Here is a 20,647-nt window from a genome sequence, read left to right on the forward strand (position 1 = left end):
ATTGCCTAAAATAGCAATTAGGGAAAGCGCTACCCATTTTTCGGTTGTGGCTGATTTCCGAAATAGTGAAACCGTTTTAGAATGGGCGGGTGATCCGCCTGTCTGGATGGACAAAAGGGATACGGAGGGAATAGGGAATGGGACGTAAGACATGGGAAACTATTTTTACTTTAGGACTAGCGGCCGGCTTGCTTGCCAGCTGTGGCGCCAATGAATCGGTGGATCAACAGGATTCAGCCCAACAAGAAAGCATGCACCAGGCGGAGGCATACGCTGGCGTCGTGAAGACCAGCATCTATGTGAAAGGCTATGAAGGCGGGCCTGGTGTACCGAAGCTCATCATCGAGCTGGAGGATGCGGTAGACAGTGTTGACCCGAGCGGCTGGCAGGTTATGACGGCTGGAGCGGAACGCACGGTGACGGATGTCTACACATCCGATGCGAACGGGAACCCGCAGGAAAACTCGAATTTCATCGCAGTAGATATGGAGACGGGCTTCAACGATGCGACTTTCAGCGTGATTGGCTCTCCGTTCACCTACAATACGACGACATCGATGAATGAATGGTCCACCACTTATGAGGTCGCAATCGCAGCGCCTTCCATCACGATTGAGGATGAGAACTACTCCTTGAGCATCACGGAAGATGCCATAAATAACCGCATCTCGCCGGATACCGATCTGTTCAATGCCAGAGGGACTTTCAGCGGCACTTACATGAATCCGTTGACGGACCAGGAAGAGGAAATGACACTTTCGACGGCCGCCTATGAACCGGAGTCCCTTGCCGAAGGGGAAGCAAATCCGCTGGTCATTTGGTTGCATGGGCAAGGAGAAGGCGGCACCGATCCGGATATCGCAATCCTTGGGAATGAAGTATCGGCCTTAGCCAAAGAGGAAATTCAGTCTTATTTTACAACGGATGATGTGACAGGTGCGTATGTTTTGGCAGTCCAAGCACCAACCTATTGGATGGATGAAGGGGACGGCACGAATGGCAACGGCAGCGGCATCTCCCGCTACACGAAAATTTTGATGGATACCATCAACGATTATGTCGCGGCACATCCGGATGTCGATACCGACCGGATCTATCTGGGCGGTTGCTCGAACGGCGGCTACATGACCATGAATATGGTCATCCAATACCCTGATTATTTTGCCGCCGCTTATCCAATCTGCGAAGCGTACGCTTATTACGAATACGAGCGCAAGAGTGACGGCACCTATGTGAAAACGGATGATGAGGCTACCGGGACTTCCGCGTTTGTGAAGACGGAACAAGTGTGGTTCACAGAGGAAAAAATCCAGGCAATCAAGGACCTGCCGATTTGGCTTGTCCAATCAGCCGATGATCCGGTTGTCGTCCCTGCGAACTACCTGCTGCCTACTTACCAGGCACTTGTCCAGGCTGGAGCGGAAAATACTTGGGTTTCCTACTTCGAAACGGTTGAAGGAACGGACAGCCCCGGTACGACTTACATGGGCCACTTCTCCTGGATTTATCTCTTCAACAACCAGGTGACAGGTGTGCAGGACAAAGCGGCAATCGCTGCATCTACTGACGCTGAAACGTTCGGCTTCGAGCCAAGCAACGCGAGCGGTGGCGGAACGGCTGCAGCAACAGTCGGCGAAACCACTTATGCCAACATTTTCGAGTGGCTGAACGATCAATCGAAATAAAAAACAGCAATCATCATCCTTGAGTCAGGGAGATGCATATGCTAAGATGGATGCATAACTGTATACGAAAAAGGGAGCTTGTGTCAGCAGGCTGAGAGGAAGTAATCAACTTCGACCGATTACCTGATTTGGATAATGCCAACGTAGGGAAATAACATTGAATGATTCTATTCAGCGGGAAATGCCTATTTTGGACATTTCCCGCTTTTTTTGTCGATTGAAACAAACTATCTGGAGGTATCCCATGTTCAAAACGCTATTCGAAAACGTCCAGCAACAGACGCCGCTGGTTCACTGCATCACCAATTATGTTACCGTCAATGATGTCGCCAATGTCCTCCTGGCAGCCGGAGGGTCCCCGATCATGGCTGATGCCCCCGAGGAAGTTTCCGAAATCACCTCGATTTGCGCAGCATTGAACCTGAATATAGGCACGCTGAACAGTCGAGCTGTGGAATCCATGCTGCTGGCTGGGCGCCAAGCCAATGCGCTTTCCCATCCCGTCGTTCTGGATCCGGTCGGTGCCGGGGCATCCCCTTTCAGGACTGAGGCCACGTTCCGTTTGCTGGAGGAAATTTCCTTTACCGTGATCAAAGGCAACATTTCCGAAATGAAAACGATCCATTCCGGAAGCGGCACGACGAAAGGCGTCGATGCCGACATCAGTGATGCCGTGACGGAAGAGACGCTCGAGGCCACGGTCGCCTTTGCCAAACGCTTGGCCGACCGCAATGATGCGATCGTCGCGATCACCGGCGCAATTGATATCGTCGCGGACCGCGACAGAGCCTACATCATCCGCAACGGACATCCGCAGATGGCGAAGGTGTCCGGGACCGGCTGCATGCTGTCGGCATTGATTGCAGCCTATTGCGCAGCTAACCCGGAGCAGCTGCTGGACACCACCGCAGCAGCGATATGCCTGATGGGAGTCAGCGGCGAATTGGCTTTCGAAAGGATGCTGAGCAATGACGCAGGGACGTCATCCTACCGCAGCTACATCATCGATGCAATCAGCAACATGTCGGCCGAAGCACTGGAAAGGGGCGCCAAAATTGAGAGTAGATAAGAATGATTTGCTGCTTTATGCAGTGACTGATAGGCAATGGCTGGGGGAAGCATCCTTGGCCGAACAGCTGGAAGAAGCTATCCAGGCGGGCGTCACTGTCGTGCAACTGCGCGAGAAGGCGCTGGATTTCGATGCCTTTGTCTCCTTAGGCAAGGAACTGCAGACCGTGGCCAGGCGCCATCGCATTCCCTTCATCATCAATGATGCAGTAGATGTGGCTTTGGCGTTGGATGCGGACGGTGTGCATGTCGGACAGAGCGATATGCAAGCCGGAGATGTCCGCAGCCGGATTGGCGAGGGAAAAATATTGGGTGTTTCTGCCCATTCCGTCGAAGAGGCGTTGGCAGCGGAACGGAATGGGGCCGATTATCTGGGTGTCGGGGCCATCTACGGGACAGCGACGAAACCGGATGCGAACGCGCTGTCGATCCAAACGGTGCAGCAGATCTGCCGCGCGGTCAGCATACCGGTTGTGGGTATCGGAGGCATTGCTGAAGGGAATATCCTTGACCTGAAAGGCAGCGGCGTCGATGGGGTTGCTGTCGTATCGGCGATCTTTGCGCAGCCGGACATCACAGCAGCCGTGAGACGGTTGCGCCCGCTGGTGGAAGAGGTGGTCCAATCATGAGAATGGAAGCGGCCATCTTCGATCTGGACGGGACGCTGTTGGATTCCATGCCGATTTGGCAAAGGTTGGGAGAAAAATATTTGCTTCAGAAAAAGTTGCAGCCGGCTCCGGGCCTGCAGGATGTATTGAAGACGCTGAGCCTACAACAGGCCGCCCGACATTTCCAAGCCGCCTATGGATTGTGCGAAACCGAAGAGACGATTATTGGGGAAATTGAAACAATCATCGCTGATTTTTACCGCTATGAAGTCCCGCTTAAAGCTGGCGCAGCGGAATACCTGCAGCAATTGCAGGATCAGAATGTGAGCATGGGCATCGCCACTGCGACCGAAAGGCGTTTGGCCGAGAGTGCTTTGGAACGGTTGGACATCCACAAGTATTTCAGCACGGTCCTGACCAACAGCGAGGTAGGGGTAGGCAAAAACAGTCCGCTCATTTACCAGCGGGCTGCTGCACAACTTGGAGCCCCTCTCGTGAATACCGTCATTTTTGAGGATGCCTTGCACGCCATCGAAACGGCAACGGCAGCGGGATTCCGGGTAGTCGGCGTCCATGATGAGACCGCGGAAAAGGACAGAGAGCGCATCGAAGCGCTGACGGAGCGGTTCATCTACTCATTTTCGGATTGGAAAGGATGATAAAAAAATGAAAACAGTATTGACGATAGCCGGTTCGGACAGCAGTGGCGGAGCGGGCATCCAAGCGGACCTGAAGACGATGATGGCGCACAAAGTTTATGGGATGAGTGTAATTACGGCATTGACGGCCCAGAATACCACAGGCGTTGCCGGCATCATGGAGGTGACGCCCGAGTTTGTGGCGCAGCAGCTGGATTGCGTCTTTCAGGATATCCGCCCCGATGCGGTGAAAATCGGCATGGTATCGAATACGGCCATCATCAAAGTCATCGCGGAGAAGCTGGCCGAATACAAGGCAGAAAATATCGTCGTGGACCCGGTTATGGTGGCAACCAGCGGCAGCAGCCTGATGCAGGACGATGCCAGCCAAGCCCTTCGGACATTGTTGCTGCCGCTGGCTGACGTGATCACCCCCAATGTGCCGGAAGGCGAAGTGCTGAGTGGCATCAAAATCAAGACGAAAACAGACATGCTGACAGCGGCAGAGCGCATCGCTTCGGCAGCGGGCACCGCTGTGCTCCTGAAAGGCGGCCATCTTGAGGACCGCGCCGACGATCTGCTCTTTATGGACGGAAAAAGCAGCTGGTTCGAATCGGAACGGATCGAAAACCCGAATACGCACGGTACCGGCTGTACGCTATCCTCAGCCATCGCAGCAAATCTGGCTTTAGGCCACGGAATGGAAGAGAGCATCCGTAGGGCTAAAGCCTACATCACCGGCGCGCTCCGCGACGGACTGGATCTGGGCAAAGGCAGCGGCCCGCTCAACCATGCTTACCGGATCAACTGAAAAATAAGAAAAGCCGGTCTCTACTAGATAGTCTGAGACCGGCCCTTTTTTTAGTTTTGTGTACACGCTGGACGGAGGAGTACGACGGAAATATGGCTCAGCTCCGGTGAAGGATCCGCTACCGGAGAACACCGGTAACTCTCGGCCCAATCTCCGAAGAAGCCAAGCTCATCGGAGATCGCACTCGTAATGCATTCCGAACTTCGGCGACGCCTTCGCTCGCCGGAGTTCGGAGCTTCTGTGCATTGGAAAGCTAACCCGGCCTTAGGCTTTAGTTCTGCGGTTGTAGCCGTGTTCCCCGAAAGGTTGTTTGTCATTCAGCCATTTTTCCTCCAGTTGTTCCAAAGCCTTCTTCTCGTTGAAGGAAGGATCTTCGCTCTTTTCCAGCACTTCCAGAACAGTGAAAGTGAAGGCTTCCGGCCCGAAGTGTTTCCAATCGGCTTGGAGTTCCTTATTGTTGTTTGCGCCCATATTCAAAATATGTTTCATGCCGTTCAAAGTCTTCAGGTTAGGGGTTTTACCGATGAAGATTTTTTTGTTCTCCATGTTCTGTACTTCGTAGATGCCGGCTTCGATCGGCACCTCTTCAAATTGACGACGCAGTTCTTTTTTCTCTGCCATTTTGCTATCAACCTTCTTTCTTGATTTACTCAGAATAATACGCAAATATTGATATTCCGTCAATTGAGTCAATCCAAAGAACAACGAGGCAATGGAGTGATACTGCACGATTAAATTCAGTACGTTTATAAATGCACTATCTCTTAATGTTCGGGAATACGAGTTTAAATATGATGAAAACGAATGAATTCTTTCCAAATTCTAAATAAACCCTCATTATTCTGTTGTTTTTATTTGTTATAATTTTGTTTAAAGTGAACATTCGGAATTTTGGGTTCTTGCGGAACAACACGCTACGGCGCTGGTGTCCGCAACGGTTCATATTTGCGATCGAAGGGAAGATGGAAGATGGGATTACTATTATTCGATTTTGACGGTACCTTGGCGGAAACATGCAAAATAAGCGAAATGGCTACAATGGATACATTTGAACATTTCAGCTATCCCACCCCAACTCCTGAACAACTGCGAGCAGATAGAGGAAAGCCCCATTTTGTGAAGTTTACCGGTTATCTGAAGAAGCAGGCGCTTTCCCCGGTCCAGATTGATAAGTTGATGGAAGTTTTTTGGGACAAATACGAAAAATATGAAAATATGTTGCTGGAACCATACGATCTGTCGCGGGAATCCTTGCTGGAACTGAAAGGGAACGGACACCATCTCGGCGTTATTTCCAACAAAGCAACAAAAGCTTTGTTGCGCAGTCTTGCTGCAGTGGATCTGTTGGACCTGATGGAAGTGGTCATCGGATTGGACAACATGAACCAGCACAAACCGAATCCGGAAGGCATCTTCACCGCTTGGGAGAAAATCCCGATGGCGAAAGAAGAGACCGTCATGATCGGTGATACTATCTATGATATGCAGATGGGAAAAATGGCAGGTGTAAAAACAGTCGGCATCACTTGGGGCGGCAGTTCCGCCCAAACCTTACGCGCGGAAAATCCGGATCGCATCGCCAATTCATTCGTGGAATTGGAAATCATCATCACAAGTCTGCTTGATGCTTAATATACAAGAAGAGCCGCTGTCCTTTTCCGGACGGCGGCTCTAATATTGATTTATCCCTTGTACACAGCGCTCTTTCAGGATAAAGTAGAGAGGTAGAAAAACAGACGTAGCCAAAGATGAAAGGAAACACTATGAATCCAGAACAATTTACCCAAGCCCTTGCCGAAAAAGGCATCCTTTTGAATGAAACGCAACTTGAACAATACGCAACTTATTTGCGTCTGTTGCGCGAGTGGAACGAAAAAATCAACCTGACGGCCATCACTGAGCCGGATGAAGTCTACCTGAAGCATTTTTATGACTCCATTTCGCTGGGCTTCCATATGGACTTCACCGAAGCGGAAGTCACGCTTTGCGATGTCGGTGCCGGCGCCGGTTTCCCGAGCATCCCGCTCAAGATCGCTTTCCCGAAATTGCAGGTTACGATTGTGGACTCGCTGAACAAACGCATCACTTTCCTGGATACGTTGGTTTCCGAATTGGGTTTGACGGGCGTCTCCTGCTTCCATGACCGTGCGGAAACCTTCGGCCAGAACAAGCAATTCCGCGGCCAATTCGATGTCGTGACTGCGCGTGCGGTTGCGCGCCTGAGTGTCCTGAGCGAATTGTGCCTTCCCTTGGCTAAAAAAGGCGGAACTTTCGTCGCCATGAAAGCTGCCAGCACGGAAGAGGAACTGCACGATGCGGAGCGCGCCATCGCAACTTTGGGCGGCAAACTCGAGGAGGATATCTTTTTTGAACTGCCGAACGGTGCGGGCGAACGCCATATCGTGAAAATCAAAAAAACCAAAGAAACGCCAAAGACTTACCCGCGGAAAGCCGGGACACCGAATAAGAATCCTCTGTAGATTCCGGATGGAAGCAGCCCGATCAGCCGCCAAAAGCCAGCTGATCGGGTTGCTTTGCATTTCCCGGACGGCAGTGGGGCGAATTTCTGGCACGGGTTTCATCGTATCCTATATTTTTCCAAACTTTTTTGTTACAATAGTCTGGTAAAGTTATAGCCTTTTTTATCATTTTCCGACAGAAGCCTCCCGCCTCAAGGAGTGAACCGTGCGCAGCCCAACGAGTAGGCGGAAGAAGAATGTCGGTAGGCGTCAGCCTAATTTTTTCGAAAAATTTCTGTTGTTAACGAAGACCCCTCCCATCCGACTACGAATGTATATTCTTGTGCAATAGGTATCGTAAGGAGGTGAATGACAATGATGATCCACAAAGCCTACAAGTTCCGGATCTACCCCAATCAACAACAACGCATCCTGATCGGGAAGACCATCGGCTGCTCCCGTTTCGTGTTCAACCATTTCCTGTCAGAATGGAATAAAACCTTTGAGGATACGGGATCAGGACTGAATTACTGTGCTTGTTCCGCCCAGTTGACGTTGCTCAAAAAGGAAACGGAAACGCTTTGGCTGCAGGAAGTCGACAGCATCGCGCTGCAGTCCGCGTTGCGGAATCTGAGCGCTTCTTTCGATCGTTTTTTCAAGAAGCAGAACCGTGCGCCGCGCTTCAAGACCAAAAGCAACCCCGTCCAATCCTACACAACCAAACAGACGAACGGCAACATCGCCATCGAGGGGAACAAACTGAAACTGCCCAAATTGGGCTGGCTCCCGTTTGCCAAATCCAAAGAAGTGGCAGGCAGGATCCTGAACGCCACCATCAGGCGCAATCCGTCCGGGAAATATTTCATTTCCCTCTTGGTCGAAACCGCTGTTCAGGAACTGCCGAAATCGGGTTCCGCTTGCGGTGTCGATGTCGGGTTGAAAGATTTTGCCGTCGTTTCAGACAATACCGTCCATGAGAACCCTCGCTTTCTCCGCAAACTGGAACAGAAGCTCGCAAAGGAACAAAAAATCCTTTCCAGGAGGTCAAGGCAAGCAAAAAGGGACGGACGTAAACTCGCCGAATCAAAAAACTACCAAAAGCAGCGCGTCAAGGTCGCCCGAAGCCACGAACAGATCCGCAATGCCAGAACCGATTATCTACAGAAAATATCGACAGAGATCGTCAAAAACCACGACATCATCGGCATCGAAGATCTGCATGTGTCCGGCATGCTGAAAAACAAGAAGCTTTCCAAAGGGATATCGGAAGCATCATGGGCGCAGTTTCGGATGATGCTGGAATACAAAGCAAAATGGTACGGCAAACAAGTCGTCGCCGTTGCGCGGAATTTTCCGTCCAGCCAACTCTGTTCCTGCTGCGGATACCAAAACAAAGACGTGAAGAATCTCGCGGTCCGGGAATGGGAGTGTCCGAAGTGCCACGCCCACCACGACCGGGATCTGAACGCAAGCATCAATATCAAGAATGAAGCCTTGAGACTTCTAACCGCAGGAAGCTGCGGGGCTAGCCTACTCAATGAACCGGGGGATACTCCGGTGTTCGTAGGAATCTCCCACATCTAAGCGAATGCGTAGGTGGGAGTAGTTCAAAAATAGACATACTGAGCGATAAATGATGATTCATTTTGAAGAAATGCGTAGGAGAAAAGGCGCAGGCATCGTTTTTTCTCTTTTTTTAGGCAAAAAAGTGGAACGGCGTCAGAGCAGCTTCAAATGAACGACAGAAAGTGGAGGAGAATAGATGGCACGAATTATTGCAGTCGCAAATCAGAAAGGCGGCGTCGGAAAAACGACGACCACCGTCAATTTGGCAGCTTCTTTGGCCTATTTGGGCAAAAAAGTTTTATTGATAGATAGTGATGCCCAGGGGAACGCCACAAGCGGACTTGGCATTTCAAAAGCAGATGTTGAAAAAGATATATATGATGTATTAGTGAATCAGGAACCCATCGCGAACGTCATCAGAGAATCCTCGCGGGAAAATTTATGGGTCGTGCCTGCAACCATCCAATTGGCAGGGGCTGAAATCGAATTGACGAACCAGCCGCATCGTGAAGCGCGCCTTTATGAGGCAGTGCAGTCTTTGCGCGATGAATATGACTTCATTTTTATCGATTGCCCGCCGTCGCTGGGTCATTTGACGATCAATGCCTTCACCGCCAGCGATTCGGTTCTGATTCCGGTCCAGTGCGAGTACTATGCTTTGGAAGGGTTAAGTCAACTGTTGAATACTTTCCGCCTGGTCCAAAAGCATTTCAATAAGGACCTGAAATTGGAAGGGGTATTATTGACGATGCTGGATGCTCGGACGAACCTCGGATTCGAAGTCGTTGATGAGGTCAAAAAGTATTTCAAAGAAAAAGTATACAAGACAATCATTCCGCGAAATGTCCGTTTATCCGAAGCGCCAAGTTACGGACAATCGATCGTTGACTATGATATCCGTTCAAAAGGAGCGGAAGTTTATCTTGAGTTGGCAAAGGAAGTGTTAGCAGATGGCGAATAAGAACAGCAAAGGGCTAGGACGCGGTATCGATGCGCTCTTCAGCAACTTTGAAGACATCGAGAAGATCGATGAAAAAACAGAAAAGGTGCAGGAGATCCCCTTAGACGAAATCCGCCCCAATCCTTATCAGCCGCGGAAAACCTTCGATGACTCGACTTTGCGCGAATTGGCGGACTCGATCATGCTGAACGGCGTCATCCAGCCGGTCATCCTGCGCCAATCCAGCGTGAAAGGCTATGAAATCATTGCAGGCGAACGCCGCGTGCGCGCTTCCCGTTTGGCCGGCAAAACAACCATCCCTGCCATCGTCCGGGAATTCGATGAAACGGCCATGATCGAAGTCGCCATTCTGGAAAATCTGCAACGGGAAGATCTGACACCGCTGGAAGAAGCGGAAGGCTACCAAACCTTGATGAACAAGCTGAATCTTACGCAAGTGGACGTAGCCCAACGGTTAGGCAAGAGCCGTCCGTACATCGCCAACCACCTGCGCCTGTTGAATCTGCCGCAGGACGTCAAGTTGATGTTGCAGGATGGATTGATCTCGATGGGACAAGCCCGTACGCTTTTGGGGTTGAACGATGAATCGCTGATCAGCGAATTGGCGAAACGCGCTGCTGAAGAGGGCATCACGGTCCGACATCTGGAATTGCTGGTCCAACAACTGAACAATCCTGGAGATGTCGCCAAAAAGAAAACCAAGAAGAAAAAAGAAACGAAACCGGTATACATCAAAGAAAGTGAAGAACGTTTGATGGACAAATTCGGAACATCCGTGCAGATATCCAGCAAGGGCGAAAAAGGCAAAATCGAGATCGAATACCTTTCACCAGCCGACCTGACCCGGATTTTGGATATCCTGGAAATTTCCCTGGACGATTAAAAACAGACGAAGAGATCAGAAAGAGGTGCATCTAGCCTTGGTACAACAAGATTATGGATTGCATGATGTGGTCGAAATGAAAAAACCGCATCCCTGCAAAAACAACTCATGGGAAATCATCCGAATGGGTATGGACATCCGGATCAAATGCCTAAAATGCGGGCAGATGGTCATGATGCCGCGCCGCGAATTCGAGAAAAAAATGAAAAAAGTACTGGCTAAGGCAGAAGAAACTGTCGAATAGGTCTTTGAATGAACAAATAAAAGCAATATAAGTGGAAAGAGTGTGAAGAAATGTCATTAACAGCAGGAATCGTAGGATTGCCGAACGTCGGTAAATCCACTTTGTTCAACGCCATCACCAAAGCGGGAGTGGAAGCCGCAAACTACCCATTCGCGACGATCGACCCGAATGTCGGAGTCGTCGAAGTTCCCGATGAACGTTTGAATAAATTAACAGAATTGGTGAAACCCAAAAAGACCGTCCCGACAACTTTTGAGTTCACGGATATCGCCGGAATCGTAAAAGGCGCCAGCAAAGGGGAAGGTCTGGGAAACAAATTCTTAGCCAACATCCGTCAAGTGGATGCCATCTGTCATGTTGTCCGTTGTTTCGAAGACGATAACATCACCCACGTCAGCGGTAAAGTGGATCCGTTGGATGATGTCGAAACCATCAACCTGGAACTGATTTTTGCGGACTTGGAGTCCATCGAGAAACGCTATACACGCATCAGCAAAATTGCCCGCACAAAAGACAAGGATGCTGTCCGTGAACTGGAGATTCTTGATAAAATCAAAAAGACCTTGGAAGAAGGCAAATCCGCTCGCACAATCGAATTCACGCCAGAAGAAGAACCGTTAGTGAAAAGCCTGTTCCTGTTGACGACCAAACCGGTTCTTTATGTCGCAAACATTTCCGAAGAGGATGTGATTGCCGGCGGAGACAATGAAATGGTCCAAGCTGTCCGTGAGTTTGCGGCGACAGAAGGCGCAGAAGTTGTCACCGTCTGTGCCCGCATCGAAGAAGAAGTGGCGGAACTGGATGATGAAGAAAAGGCTGAATTCCTGGCGGAGTTGGGCATCAAAGAATCCGGATTGGATCAACTGATCCGTAAAGCTTACACTTTGCTTGGCTTGGGAACATATTTCACGGCAGGCGAAAAAGAAGTCCGTGCCTGGACATTCAAATTAGGTATGAAAGCACCACAGACAGCCGGTATCATCCATTCCGACTTCGAACGCGGCTTCATCCGCGCCGAAACGGTTTCCTACGCTGACCTGTTGGCCTACGGCAGCATGCAAGCCGCCAAAGAAGCAGGAAAAGTCAGACTAGAAGGAAAAGACTACGTAGTCCAAGACGGCGACGTAATGGAATTCCGATTTAATGTATAAGAGTGTGATGAATCCCTTGGCATTTCAGATTTAGGGGTTCAGAACTCGACTATAAGGACACCGCATGTAATCAGGGGAGGATCTACCATTGGAAGAAACGAACAACATCAAACAAACAAAGGTCGAAAACCAAGCATTATGGCATACTTTGACGAAAAGAAATGAACAATACATGCTTGGACTCGACAGAACCTTGAGAGCTGCAAACCTGGAAGAGGAGCGCAGAGAGGAAATCTACAATAAGATGATGAAAGAATTGGTAGACGCCCAAAAAACCGGCAAAACCGCGCGTCAATTGTACGGCACAGTCTCGGAATGCGCAGCGAACATCCTGGTCAACCCGGCAGATGCGGAAGTGAAAACGCGTTCCGCGGATTGGCTGATCGCCGTGGATGGCGGCTTATTGCTTGGATCTCTTTTTGCGCTGATTTCAGGAATCTCTTTGCTGACCAACAGTGGAGAAGACGTCGCTGGAATGGGTCTGATCACCCTGATAATGAACTTTATCGTAGGCGGCATTGCTATGCTCATCATCTCCAAGTACACACCGAATCCGGATGCGCCAAAAGGTGAAAAAGGCTTCGGGAAATATATTTTTGCGACGACGGCAGCCATGTTGCTGTGGATGCTCATCATGACGGCGTCAATGATGCTTATTCCGGTAAGCGTGAATATCGCTTTGTCTGCGTGGGTATATATCGCGATTGCGGCTATAGGTTTTGCTGCAAAAGTATATCTGAAGAAAAAATATCATATCGTGGGTGGCATTTTGTAGGCCATCCATTGGTGAAGGCCGAGATGCAAATAAAAATTTGTATCTCGGCTATTTTCGTATATTGGCAGAAAAAATCTGCAAATGAATCCTTGGATGCAAATGCACGCGCAAATTCCGAACGTTATAACTGTTACCATTCAACAGCATTCGAGAAAAAGCGCTTCTATATGAGAATTGTATGATAAACGAAGGTTTGCGCTTGACGTAGGTTGTTGGTGGTGGTATTTTAGATGATAAAAATCAGCACAAATAAAAAGGAGTGTTCATCGAAAATGTCAAATTGGGAAACAAAATTCGCTAGAGAAGGTTTTACTTTTGATGATGTATTATTAGTCCCGGCCGAAAGCCATGTATTACCTAACGATGTGGATTTATCGATTGATTTAGCAAAGAATTTACACTTGAATATTCCTATCATAAGCGCAAGTATGGACACAGTAACCGATGCGGCAATGGCAATCGCTATGGCTCGCCAAGGCGGCTTGGGCGTCATCCACAAAAACATGACCATCGAAGCGCAGGCTGAAGAAGTGCACAAAGTAAAACGTTCCGAAAGTGGTGTCATCATCGACCCATTCTTCTTGACTCCTGATCACTTGGTTGCCGAAGCAGAGAATTTGATGAGCAAATACCGCATCAGCGGTGTGCCTGTTGTCAATGATATGGAGGACCGCAAGTTGGTAGGTATTTTGACGAACCGCGATTTGCGCTTCATTGCAGATTACCAAGTTCCGATCGGCGATGTCATGACCAAAGAACATTTGGTTACCGCTCCTGTAGGGACTTCGTTGAAGGATGCGGAATCGATCCTGCAAAAATACAAAATCGAAAAATTGCCTTTAGTAGATGAGAGCGGCCGTCTGGCTGGCTTGATCACGATCAAGGATATTGAAAAAGTAATCGAGTTTCCCAACTCCGCAAAAGATGCACACGGCCGTTTGATCGTTGCGGCAGCAGTAGGTGTAACCAGTGATACATTCGAACGCGCGCAGGCATTGTTGGATGCCGGCGCAGATGCAATCGTCATCGACACAGCGCATGGCCACAGCGCCGGCGTTATCCGTAAAATCAAAGAAATCCGCGACAAATTCCCGGAGGCAACTTTGATCGCCGGTAACGTAGCGACTGCAGAAGGAACCCGCGCGCTGTTTGACGTCGGGGTAGACGTAGTCAAAGTCGGAATCGGACCGGGCTCCATCTGTACGACACGTGTTGTAGCCGGTGTCGGGGTTCCGCAGATCACAGCTATCTATGATGCTGCAAGCGTGGCAAGAGAATACGGCAAAGCGATCATCGCTGACGGCGGAATCAAGTATTCGGGAGACATCGTCAAAGCGATGGCTGCCGGTGGACACGCAGTCATGCTGGGCAGCATGTTGGCAGGTACTGATGAGTCTCCGGGCGAATTCGAAATCTTCCAAGGTCGTCGTTTCAAGACTTACCGTGGTATGGGCAGTCTGGCAGCGATGGAAAAAGGTTCAAGCGACCGCTACTTCCAAGGCGGCGTAAATGAAGCGAAGAAAATGGTTCCGGAAGGCATCGAGGGTCGCGTGGCCTATAAAGGCGCAGCCAGCGACATCATCTTCCAACTGCTCGGTGGTGTCCGTTCCGGTATGGGCTATGTAGGGGCCGGCAATCTGCAAGAGCTTCGCGACAATGCACAATTCATCAAGATGTCCGGTGCCGGATTGATCGAATCCCATCCGCATGACATCCAAATCACAAAAGAAGCACCCAACTACTCCATCCATAGATAAACACGCAAGAAATCAAAATGTCCGGGACACTTGTTCCGGGCATTTTTCTGTTCACGGTTCAGCGAGGCTTTCTGATATAATTAAAGCGGAATTTCTTTAGGGTTCCTTAAGCAAAAATTTAAAACATTTTGGTACGATGAGAGCAAATATGCATTTTGAGGAAAGGGTTGTCCTATATGAATAAAGTGTTGATCGTCGATGATGACAGGGAAATTGTTGATTTATTGAGCATCTATTGCAAAAATGAAGGGTACGATCCGATCAAAGCCTATGACGGCGTAGATGCCTTCCGGCAGCTGGAGGAAAATGCGGACGTCCAGTTGATCATTTTGGATGTAATGATGCCGAAGAAAGACGGCATCTCGGTAGTGCGGGAGCTGCGGGAGCAGAACAATCCGATCCCGATCTTGATGCTGAGCGCAAAATCCACGGACATGGATAAAATCCAAGGGTTGACAACCGGAGCGGACGACTATGTGTCCAAGCCGTTCAACCCGCTCGAAGTAATGGCCCGCATCAAGTCGCTATTGCGTCGGACTACCATGCAGGCGGATGCCACAGAGGTGGACGCGATCGAAATCGGCCCGCTGATCATCAAAAAAGATTCCCATGAAGTGAAGACACTGAACGGAAAGAGTATCCAATTGACTGCGTTGGAGTTCGGTATCCTGCATCTATTGGCGAGCCATCCGAACCGCGTCTTCAGCGCCGACGAAATTTTTGAGCGCGTTTGGCAGCAGGAGAGCATCGTATCGGCCAAAACCGTGATGGTGCATGTGAGCCATCTTCGCGATAAGATTGAAGAAGCTACAGGCGGCGAAAAAGTCATCCAGACAGTGTGGGGTGTAGGCTATAAGATCGGGGAATAGACTGAAAAAGTCAGTTGAGTCGGGAGGTCCAGGTTTGTTTAACAAGTTGAAGAAAAAGGAACTGAGTGAACTTGTTTTTGAAGGAGCATTGACGCTGGCTATCGTCTATCTGCTCTACATCGGCATGGAGCTGATGTTCACCCGGTTGGTTGCGGCTCCGCCAGCGATTTTGAGGCAAATCCCTTCCTTGCGGCGATTCGTGATGGTGGTTGACGCATTTTTGACCATCTACGATGATGTTTTCCAATGGATAGCGGCGATTTTTGCGGCCATCTTCACTGGGTGGCGTTTGGTCAGGAGATACAAGCAGATGCAGTTGACGCATATCCTGGATGAGCTGCATTATATCGCAGCCGGGCACTTCGATCATCGGATCGACGCGAACAATGCCGGCAGCTATGTTGACGTTGTGGACAGCATCAACACGCTGGTGGAAAGTACCGTCCAAGCCATGGAAGAGGAACGGAAAATCGAACAATCCAAGGATGAACTGATCACGAACGTCAGCCATGACATCCGCACCCCTTTGACTTCCATCATCGGCTACCTGGGATTGATAGAGGACAAGCAATTCAACAGTGAAGAAGATGCCTTGCGTTACATCCATATCGCTTACACAAAGGCCCTGCAGATGAAGGTGCTTGTTGATGACCTTTTCGAATACACGAAAGTGCGTCAACCTACGACACCGCTCCTGTTGAAGACAATCAACATAGGGAATTTTTTGGAGCAGATCGTCGCAGATTACGAACTGGAGTCGCGCAAGCGTCATATGGAGATTGAGGTAATCATGAAGACGAATCCGTTGATGATCGAAATGGATGTCGATAAAATGGCCCGCGTCTTCAATAATCTGATTTCCAATGCTCTGAAGTACGCGCATGGCGGCACGTGGGTCCATATCGAAGCCGAAAAGATCGGTTCCGAGGTGATTGTTGCCGTGAAAAATAATGGGGAGCGCATCCCGGAAGAATCGCTGCAGGAGTTGTTCGGGCGCTTCTACCGGGTGGAGAATTCCCGTTCGAAGGAGACGGGCGGGACAGGGCTTGGGTTAGCGATCGCCCAAAGTATCGTCACGCTGCATGGCGGGTATATCTATGCGGAATCGGATGAGGAAGAAACTAAATTCGTGCTGCATCTCCCTTTGAAACAGACCTCTGCCATCAAGGAATAAGGAACGTACACTTTCTGTATGCGTTCCTTTTTTTGGTTGTCTTTTTGCAGTATTTCCGCTAACATAGAAGGGTATATGAACCGAACGAAATGACTGATTGGAGATAACTACAGACAATGATGACTATAAAAAACAAAAAAATGATCATGGGAACAATTTCGGCTGCCTCTGTATTGGTGAACAGCCTGTTTGCTGCACCGGTTGCCTTGGCTTCTGAACAACCTTCTGTCGATGCGAAAGCCGCCTTCGTTATAGAAGACGAAACCGATAAAGTGCTTGTGAATCAAAATGGGGAAGAACCGCTGGGTATCGCCTCAATGACAAAAATGTTGAGCATCTATTTGATACTGGAAGCCATCGAGGAAGGCAAGTTGACTTGGGACAAGCAGATCACTATTAGTGATTACGTCTATGAAGTCAGTCAGAACTATAATTTCTCCAATGTACCTTTGCGCCAGGACATCACCTATTCTGTTGAAGAACTGTACCAATCCGCATTGATCTATTCCGCAAACGGCTCAACAATCGCTTTGGCGGAAGCTCTGGCTGGATCGGAAGCGAAATTCGTCGATCTGATGAAGGACCAATTGGATGAGTGGGGCGTAGAAAATTACGAGCTCTACAATGCGACAGGCTTATCGAACAGCGATATGCCGGAAGAGCATCTTTATCCAGGCGCTTCCGCTGATGCATACAACAAAATGACAGCGCGCGGAGTAGCCATGGTTGCGGATCATCTGATCGATGATTATCCTGAAGTTCTGGAAACGACATCCGTTCCGGAGATGGCTTTCAAAGCAGGGACTTCCGATGAAATCATGATGCACAGCTACAACTTGATGTTGCCGGGCATGTTCTATTACCGTGAAGGTGTTGATGGCCTGAAGACCGGCACAACGTTGGAGTCCGGTGCATCCTTTACTGGGACTGCTATTCAGGATGAAATGCGCATCATCACTGTTGTCATCGGCGCTGATGAGGGCACCAAACGCTTTTCGGAAACCGGACGTTTGATGGACTATGCCTTTTCGACTTTCGAGAAGACGACAGTAGCGGCGAAAGGCGATGCTGTTTCCACGCAAGATGCGATTTCTGTAGCCAAAGGTAAGCAAACAGAAGTCGGACTAGTCTACAATGAAGACCTTGTGACTGTTACGGAAAAAGGCGTCGAAGAGCTGGCGCTCGCAACTGTTTTCACACCGGCTGAAGAGAGTCTGAATGAAGATGGCGAGATTGAAGCGCCGATCGAAAAAGGAACTGAAGTCGGAACTGTGGCAGTGACGGTCGAAGGCGACGAGTTGGGTTATCTGGATGGAACGACTTCAGAGGATGTCAAAGTCGCAGTGGCAAGCAGCGTCGAAAAAGCCAATATCTTTGTGCGCGGCGGCCGCGTTGTCGGAGGCTTGTTCGAAAAAGCTTGGCAATCAATAGCTGATTTTGTCGGAGGTTTTTTTGACTGATCCTGAATAACTGCAGGCTAATCTGGGCCAGCCACTTTATTGACAGCACAGGTTTTGTTCAGTAAAATGAGGGTATCGAAGTTTAGACTAATTGAATAGAGAAAGCCATGCATGTGACCAGTAGATGATGTGAAGCGCCCCAGAGAGTCAGTGGTTCGGTGAGAACTGACCCTTCACCTGTTGAATCCGCACATGAAGCGAACGATGAAAACAAGAAATTGACTAAATTGTTCCGGATCCGTCCGTTAACGCAATGAAGCGCAGTCCGTCCTGTTTGGATCGGGCTGAAGTTGGGTGGTACCGCGAACGTTAAAGCCATTTCGTCCCAGATTGTTCTAGGGATGGAGTGGCTATTTTTGTACAGATAATGAGGAGGAAAGAATATGTTGGATGTAAAATTATTGAGGGATGAATTTGATGTTACAGCGGAAAAGTTGGCTGGACGCGGAGTGAAAACGGAGGAGTTGGCTACATTCAAAGAATTGGATGCGCAACGCCGGGAGAAACTCGTTGAAACAGAAAACATGAAACAATACCGAAATGGTGTTTCCCAGGAAATCGCACAATTGAAACGCAACAAAGAAAATGCGGATGACAAGATCGCCGAAATGAAAGAGGTCGGCGACAAAATCAAAGCCTTGGATGAAGAACTGAATGCAATCGAAGAGAAGACGACTTTCATCGCCACAAGGTTGCCTAACTTGCCGCATGCCTCCGTTCCTGTTGGTGCGGATGAAGAGGACAACGTGGAAGTAAGAAGATGGGGGACGCCGCGCGCGTTCGATTTCGAGCCGAAAGCCCATTATGACATCGCCGAAGCATTGGATATCTTGGACTTCGAACGCGGCGCTAAAGTGACCGGCAGCCGTTTCGTCTTCTATAAAGGCCTGGGTGCACGACTGGAACGCGCTTGCTACAACTATATGTTGGACCTGCATACTGAAGAGCATGGCTACACGGAAATGATTCCTCCTTATATGGCGAATGAAGCTTCCTTGTTCGGTACGGGACAATTCCCTAAATTCAAAGAGGATGTTTTCCAGTTGACGGACGAACGCAATTTCACGCTGATTCCGACAGCTGAAGTTCCTTTGACGAACTATTACCGAGATGAAATCATGAATGAAGCGGATCTGCCTGTCTATTTCACGGCAATGAGCCCATCTTTCCGTTCCGAAGCCGGAAGTGCAGGACGCGACACAAGAGGTTTGATCCGTATGCACCAATTCCATAAAGTGGAGATGGTGAAATTCAGCAAACCGGAAACTTCCTATGAAGAATTGGATAAAATGACGGATGATGCTGAAGCCGTACTGCGAGGTTTGAACCTGCCGCACCGCACCATCACGTTATGCACGGGAGACATGGGCTTCTCGGCAGCCAAAACTTACGATATTGAAGTCTGGATACCTGCTCAAAATACCTACCGGGAAATCAGTTCTTGTTCAAACACAGAAGCATTCCAGGCCCGCCGCGCGAAAATCCGTTACCGCAACGAAGAAACCGGAAAACTGGAATTTGTGCACACCTTGAACGGCTCCGGACTGGCTGTCGGCCGTACTGTGACTGCCATATTAGAGAACTATCAAAACGAAGACGGTTCCGTCACTATCCCGGATGTACTTGTGCCATACATGGGCGGCGTCACAAAAATAACCAAAGAGAACGCAAGCAACAAACGCTGATCGCAAGCAAGACATGCACGTAAGTTCTTGGGCATATGTTACAATCATTTCAGACGAAAATGCACACGAAAGGAATGATGAAAGTGACAGAATCAAAATTGGAAAAAGCTACTTTTGCCGGGGGATGTTTTTGGTGTATGGTCAAGCCGTTCGATAGTCTTCCGGGAATCGAATCAGTCGTTTCCGGTTACACGGGCGGACATACAGAAAATCCGACTTATGAAGACGTATGTTCCGGGACAACCGGTCATACGGAAGCTGTTCAAATCACCTTTGATCCAGCATTGTTCCCATACAAAGATTTGGTGGAGGTATACTGGCAGCAGACAGATCCCACTGATGCTATGGGCCAATTCGTAGATCGCGGTACCTCGTATCGTCCGGTTATTTTTTATCATACCCCGGAACAAAAAGAGATAGCGGAAGCATCGAAGCAAGCCTTGCAGGACAGCGGGAAATTCTCTAAACCAATCGTGACTTCCATCGAACCGGCACAACCGTTTTATCCCGCGGAAGAATATCATCAGGACTTCTACAAAAAAAGCAGTGCGCATTATCATGGGTATCGTTCCCATTCAGGCAGGGATTCGTATATCGAATCGCATTGGAAAAAGTAGACAATTTTCGAATCCAAAATTTAAGAAGGTTCATTCCGAAGAAATGACTTTGGGATGGGCTTTCTTTTTTGTATACTAAGAAAGTATAAAATTTTTCGGAATGAAAAGTGCTTCACCGCAGGTGTTTCACACGTTTGCAAAATGTTTCATGCCATCAAATTTGATGGCCAGCTTCACGGGTAAGCCCTTCGGAAAAGGAAAAAGGAACCTCTTGTCTCTGCGAGCCAAGACATACT

General features: G+C 49.2%; 20 protein-coding genes and 1 other annotated feature. Of the genes, 19 read left to right on the plus strand and 1 reads right to left on the minus strand.

Going from position 1 to position 20,647, the window contains the following annotated elements:
• The first annotated feature begins 137 nt into the window (after positions 1-137).
• The 5 genes from ACTCCX_RS04135 to thiD all read left to right on the plus strand — a co-directional run bounded on the left by ACTCCX_RS04135 (position 138) and on the right by thiD (position 4,810).
• A complete protein-coding gene (locus ACTCCX_RS04135) occupies positions 138-1,685 on the plus strand; it encodes a prolyl oligopeptidase family serine peptidase (RefSeq protein ID WP_463274876.1) in 1,548 nt (515 codons plus the stop codon).
• A gap of 244 nt (positions 1,686-1,929) precedes the next feature.
• Positions 1,930-2,754, plus strand: coding sequence for a hydroxyethylthiazole kinase (gene thiM / locus ACTCCX_RS04140; RefSeq protein ID WP_463274877.1), 825 nt, complete (start codon positions 1,930-1,932; stop codon positions 2,752-2,754).
• Positions 2,741-3,382 carry a thiamine phosphate synthase gene (thiE, locus tag ACTCCX_RS04145; RefSeq protein WP_463274878.1) on the plus strand — a complete coding sequence of 214 codons (642 nt, stop codon included), beginning with the start codon at positions 2,741-2,743 and terminating at the stop codon, positions 3,380-3,382. Before thiM ends, thiE begins: the two co-directional genes overlap by 14 nt.
• The gene (locus ACTCCX_RS04150) at positions 3,379-4,020 is read left to right on the plus strand and encodes an HAD family hydrolase (protein ID WP_463274879.1); all 642 of its coding nucleotides are present in this window, start codon (positions 3,379-3,381) and stop codon (positions 4,018-4,020) included. Before thiE ends, ACTCCX_RS04150 begins: the two co-directional genes overlap by 4 nt.
• A gap of 7 nt (positions 4,021-4,027) precedes the next feature.
• Entirely contained in the window at positions 4,028-4,810 is a 783-nt protein-coding gene (thiD, locus tag ACTCCX_RS04155; protein ID WP_463274880.1) for a bifunctional hydroxymethylpyrimidine kinase/phosphomethylpyrimidine kinase, read from the plus strand.
• A gap of 264 nt (positions 4,811-5,074) precedes the next feature.
• Here the strand turns inward: thiD and ACTCCX_RS04160 are convergent, their stop codons facing one another.
• Complete coding sequence (locus ACTCCX_RS04160) at positions 5,075-5,431, minus strand: GIY-YIG nuclease family protein (RefSeq protein ID WP_463274881.1); 357 nt, start codon at positions 5,429-5,431, stop codon at positions 5,075-5,077.
• A 348-nt stretch (positions 5,432-5,779) separates the two neighbouring features.
• Between ACTCCX_RS04160 and ACTCCX_RS04165 the strand changes: the two genes are divergently transcribed.
• From ACTCCX_RS04165 to msrA, 14 genes are all read left to right on the plus strand, one after another.
• On the plus strand, positions 5,780-6,442 hold the full coding sequence (locus ACTCCX_RS04165) for an HAD family hydrolase (RefSeq protein ID WP_463274882.1): 663 nt from the start codon (positions 5,780-5,782) through the stop codon (positions 6,440-6,442).
• A 131-nt stretch (positions 6,443-6,573) separates the two neighbouring features.
• On the plus strand, positions 6,574-7,290 hold the full coding sequence (gene rsmG / locus ACTCCX_RS04170) for a 16S rRNA (guanine(527)-N(7))-methyltransferase RsmG (RefSeq protein WP_463274883.1): 717 nt from the start codon (positions 6,574-6,576) through the stop codon (positions 7,288-7,290).
• Positions 7,291-7,644: 354 nt separating this feature from the next.
• Positions 7,645-8,853 (plus strand): IS200/IS605 family element RNA-guided endonuclease TnpB, encoded by a 1,209-nt coding sequence (gene tnpB, locus ACTCCX_RS04175; RefSeq protein ID WP_463274884.1) that lies wholly within the window; start codon positions 7,645-7,647, stop codon positions 8,851-8,853.
• A gap of 178 nt (positions 8,854-9,031) precedes the next feature.
• Positions 9,032-9,796 (plus strand): ParA family protein, encoded by a 765-nt coding sequence (locus ACTCCX_RS04180; RefSeq protein ID WP_463274885.1) that lies wholly within the window; start codon positions 9,032-9,034, stop codon positions 9,794-9,796.
• Positions 9,786-10,679 carry a ParB/RepB/Spo0J family partition protein gene (locus ACTCCX_RS04185; RefSeq protein WP_463274886.1) on the plus strand — a complete coding sequence of 298 codons (894 nt, stop codon included), beginning with the start codon at positions 9,786-9,788 and terminating at the stop codon, positions 10,677-10,679. The genes ACTCCX_RS04180 and ACTCCX_RS04185 overlap by 11 nt, the downstream gene beginning before the upstream one ends.
• 37 nt (positions 10,680-10,716) lie before the next feature.
• Entirely contained in the window at positions 10,717-10,923 is a 207-nt protein-coding gene (locus tag ACTCCX_RS04190; RefSeq protein WP_463274887.1) for a DUF951 domain-containing protein, read from the plus strand.
• 50 nt (positions 10,924-10,973) lie between these two features.
• Complete coding sequence (gene ychF / locus ACTCCX_RS04195; protein ID WP_463274888.1) at positions 10,974-12,074, plus strand: redox-regulated ATPase YchF; 1,101 nt, start codon at positions 10,974-10,976, stop codon at positions 12,072-12,074.
• 88 nt (positions 12,075-12,162) lie between these two features.
• Positions 12,163-12,849 carry a DUF1129 domain-containing protein gene (locus tag ACTCCX_RS04200; protein ID WP_463274889.1) on the plus strand — a complete coding sequence of 229 codons (687 nt, stop codon included), beginning with the start codon at positions 12,163-12,165 and terminating at the stop codon, positions 12,847-12,849.
• Positions 12,850-13,121: 272 nt separating this feature from the next.
• Positions 13,122-14,606 carry an IMP dehydrogenase gene (guaB, locus tag ACTCCX_RS04205; protein ID WP_463274890.1) on the plus strand — a complete coding sequence of 495 codons (1,485 nt, stop codon included), beginning with the start codon at positions 13,122-13,124 and terminating at the stop codon, positions 14,604-14,606.
• A gap of 176 nt (positions 14,607-14,782) precedes the next feature.
• Entirely contained in the window at positions 14,783-15,475 is a 693-nt protein-coding gene (locus ACTCCX_RS04210) for a response regulator transcription factor (RefSeq protein ID WP_463274891.1), read from the plus strand.
• A 34-nt stretch (positions 15,476-15,509) separates the two neighbouring features.
• A complete protein-coding gene (locus tag ACTCCX_RS04215) occupies positions 15,510-16,649 on the plus strand; it encodes a sensor histidine kinase (protein ID WP_463274892.1) in 1,140 nt (379 codons plus the stop codon).
• A 116-nt stretch (positions 16,650-16,765) separates the two neighbouring features.
• Positions 16,766-18,109 carry a serine hydrolase gene (locus ACTCCX_RS04220; RefSeq protein WP_463274893.1) on the plus strand — a complete coding sequence of 448 codons (1,344 nt, stop codon included), beginning with the start codon at positions 16,766-16,768 and terminating at the stop codon, positions 18,107-18,109.
• A 98-nt stretch (positions 18,110-18,207) separates the two neighbouring features.
• Positions 18,208-18,440, plus strand: a binding site (T-box leader).
• Between the two features lie 52 nt (positions 18,441-18,492).
• On the plus strand, positions 18,493-19,794 hold the full coding sequence (gene serS, locus ACTCCX_RS04225; RefSeq protein ID WP_463274894.1) for a serine--tRNA ligase: 1,302 nt from the start codon (positions 18,493-18,495) through the stop codon (positions 19,792-19,794).
• An 83-nt stretch (positions 19,795-19,877) separates the two neighbouring features.
• Complete coding sequence (msrA, locus tag ACTCCX_RS04230) at positions 19,878-20,411, plus strand: peptide-methionine (S)-S-oxide reductase MsrA (RefSeq protein ID WP_463274895.1); 534 nt, start codon at positions 19,878-19,880, stop codon at positions 20,409-20,411.
• The last annotated feature ends 236 nt before the right edge of the window (positions 20,412-20,647 follow it).

This window comes from Trichococcus sp. (assembly GCF_055118575.1).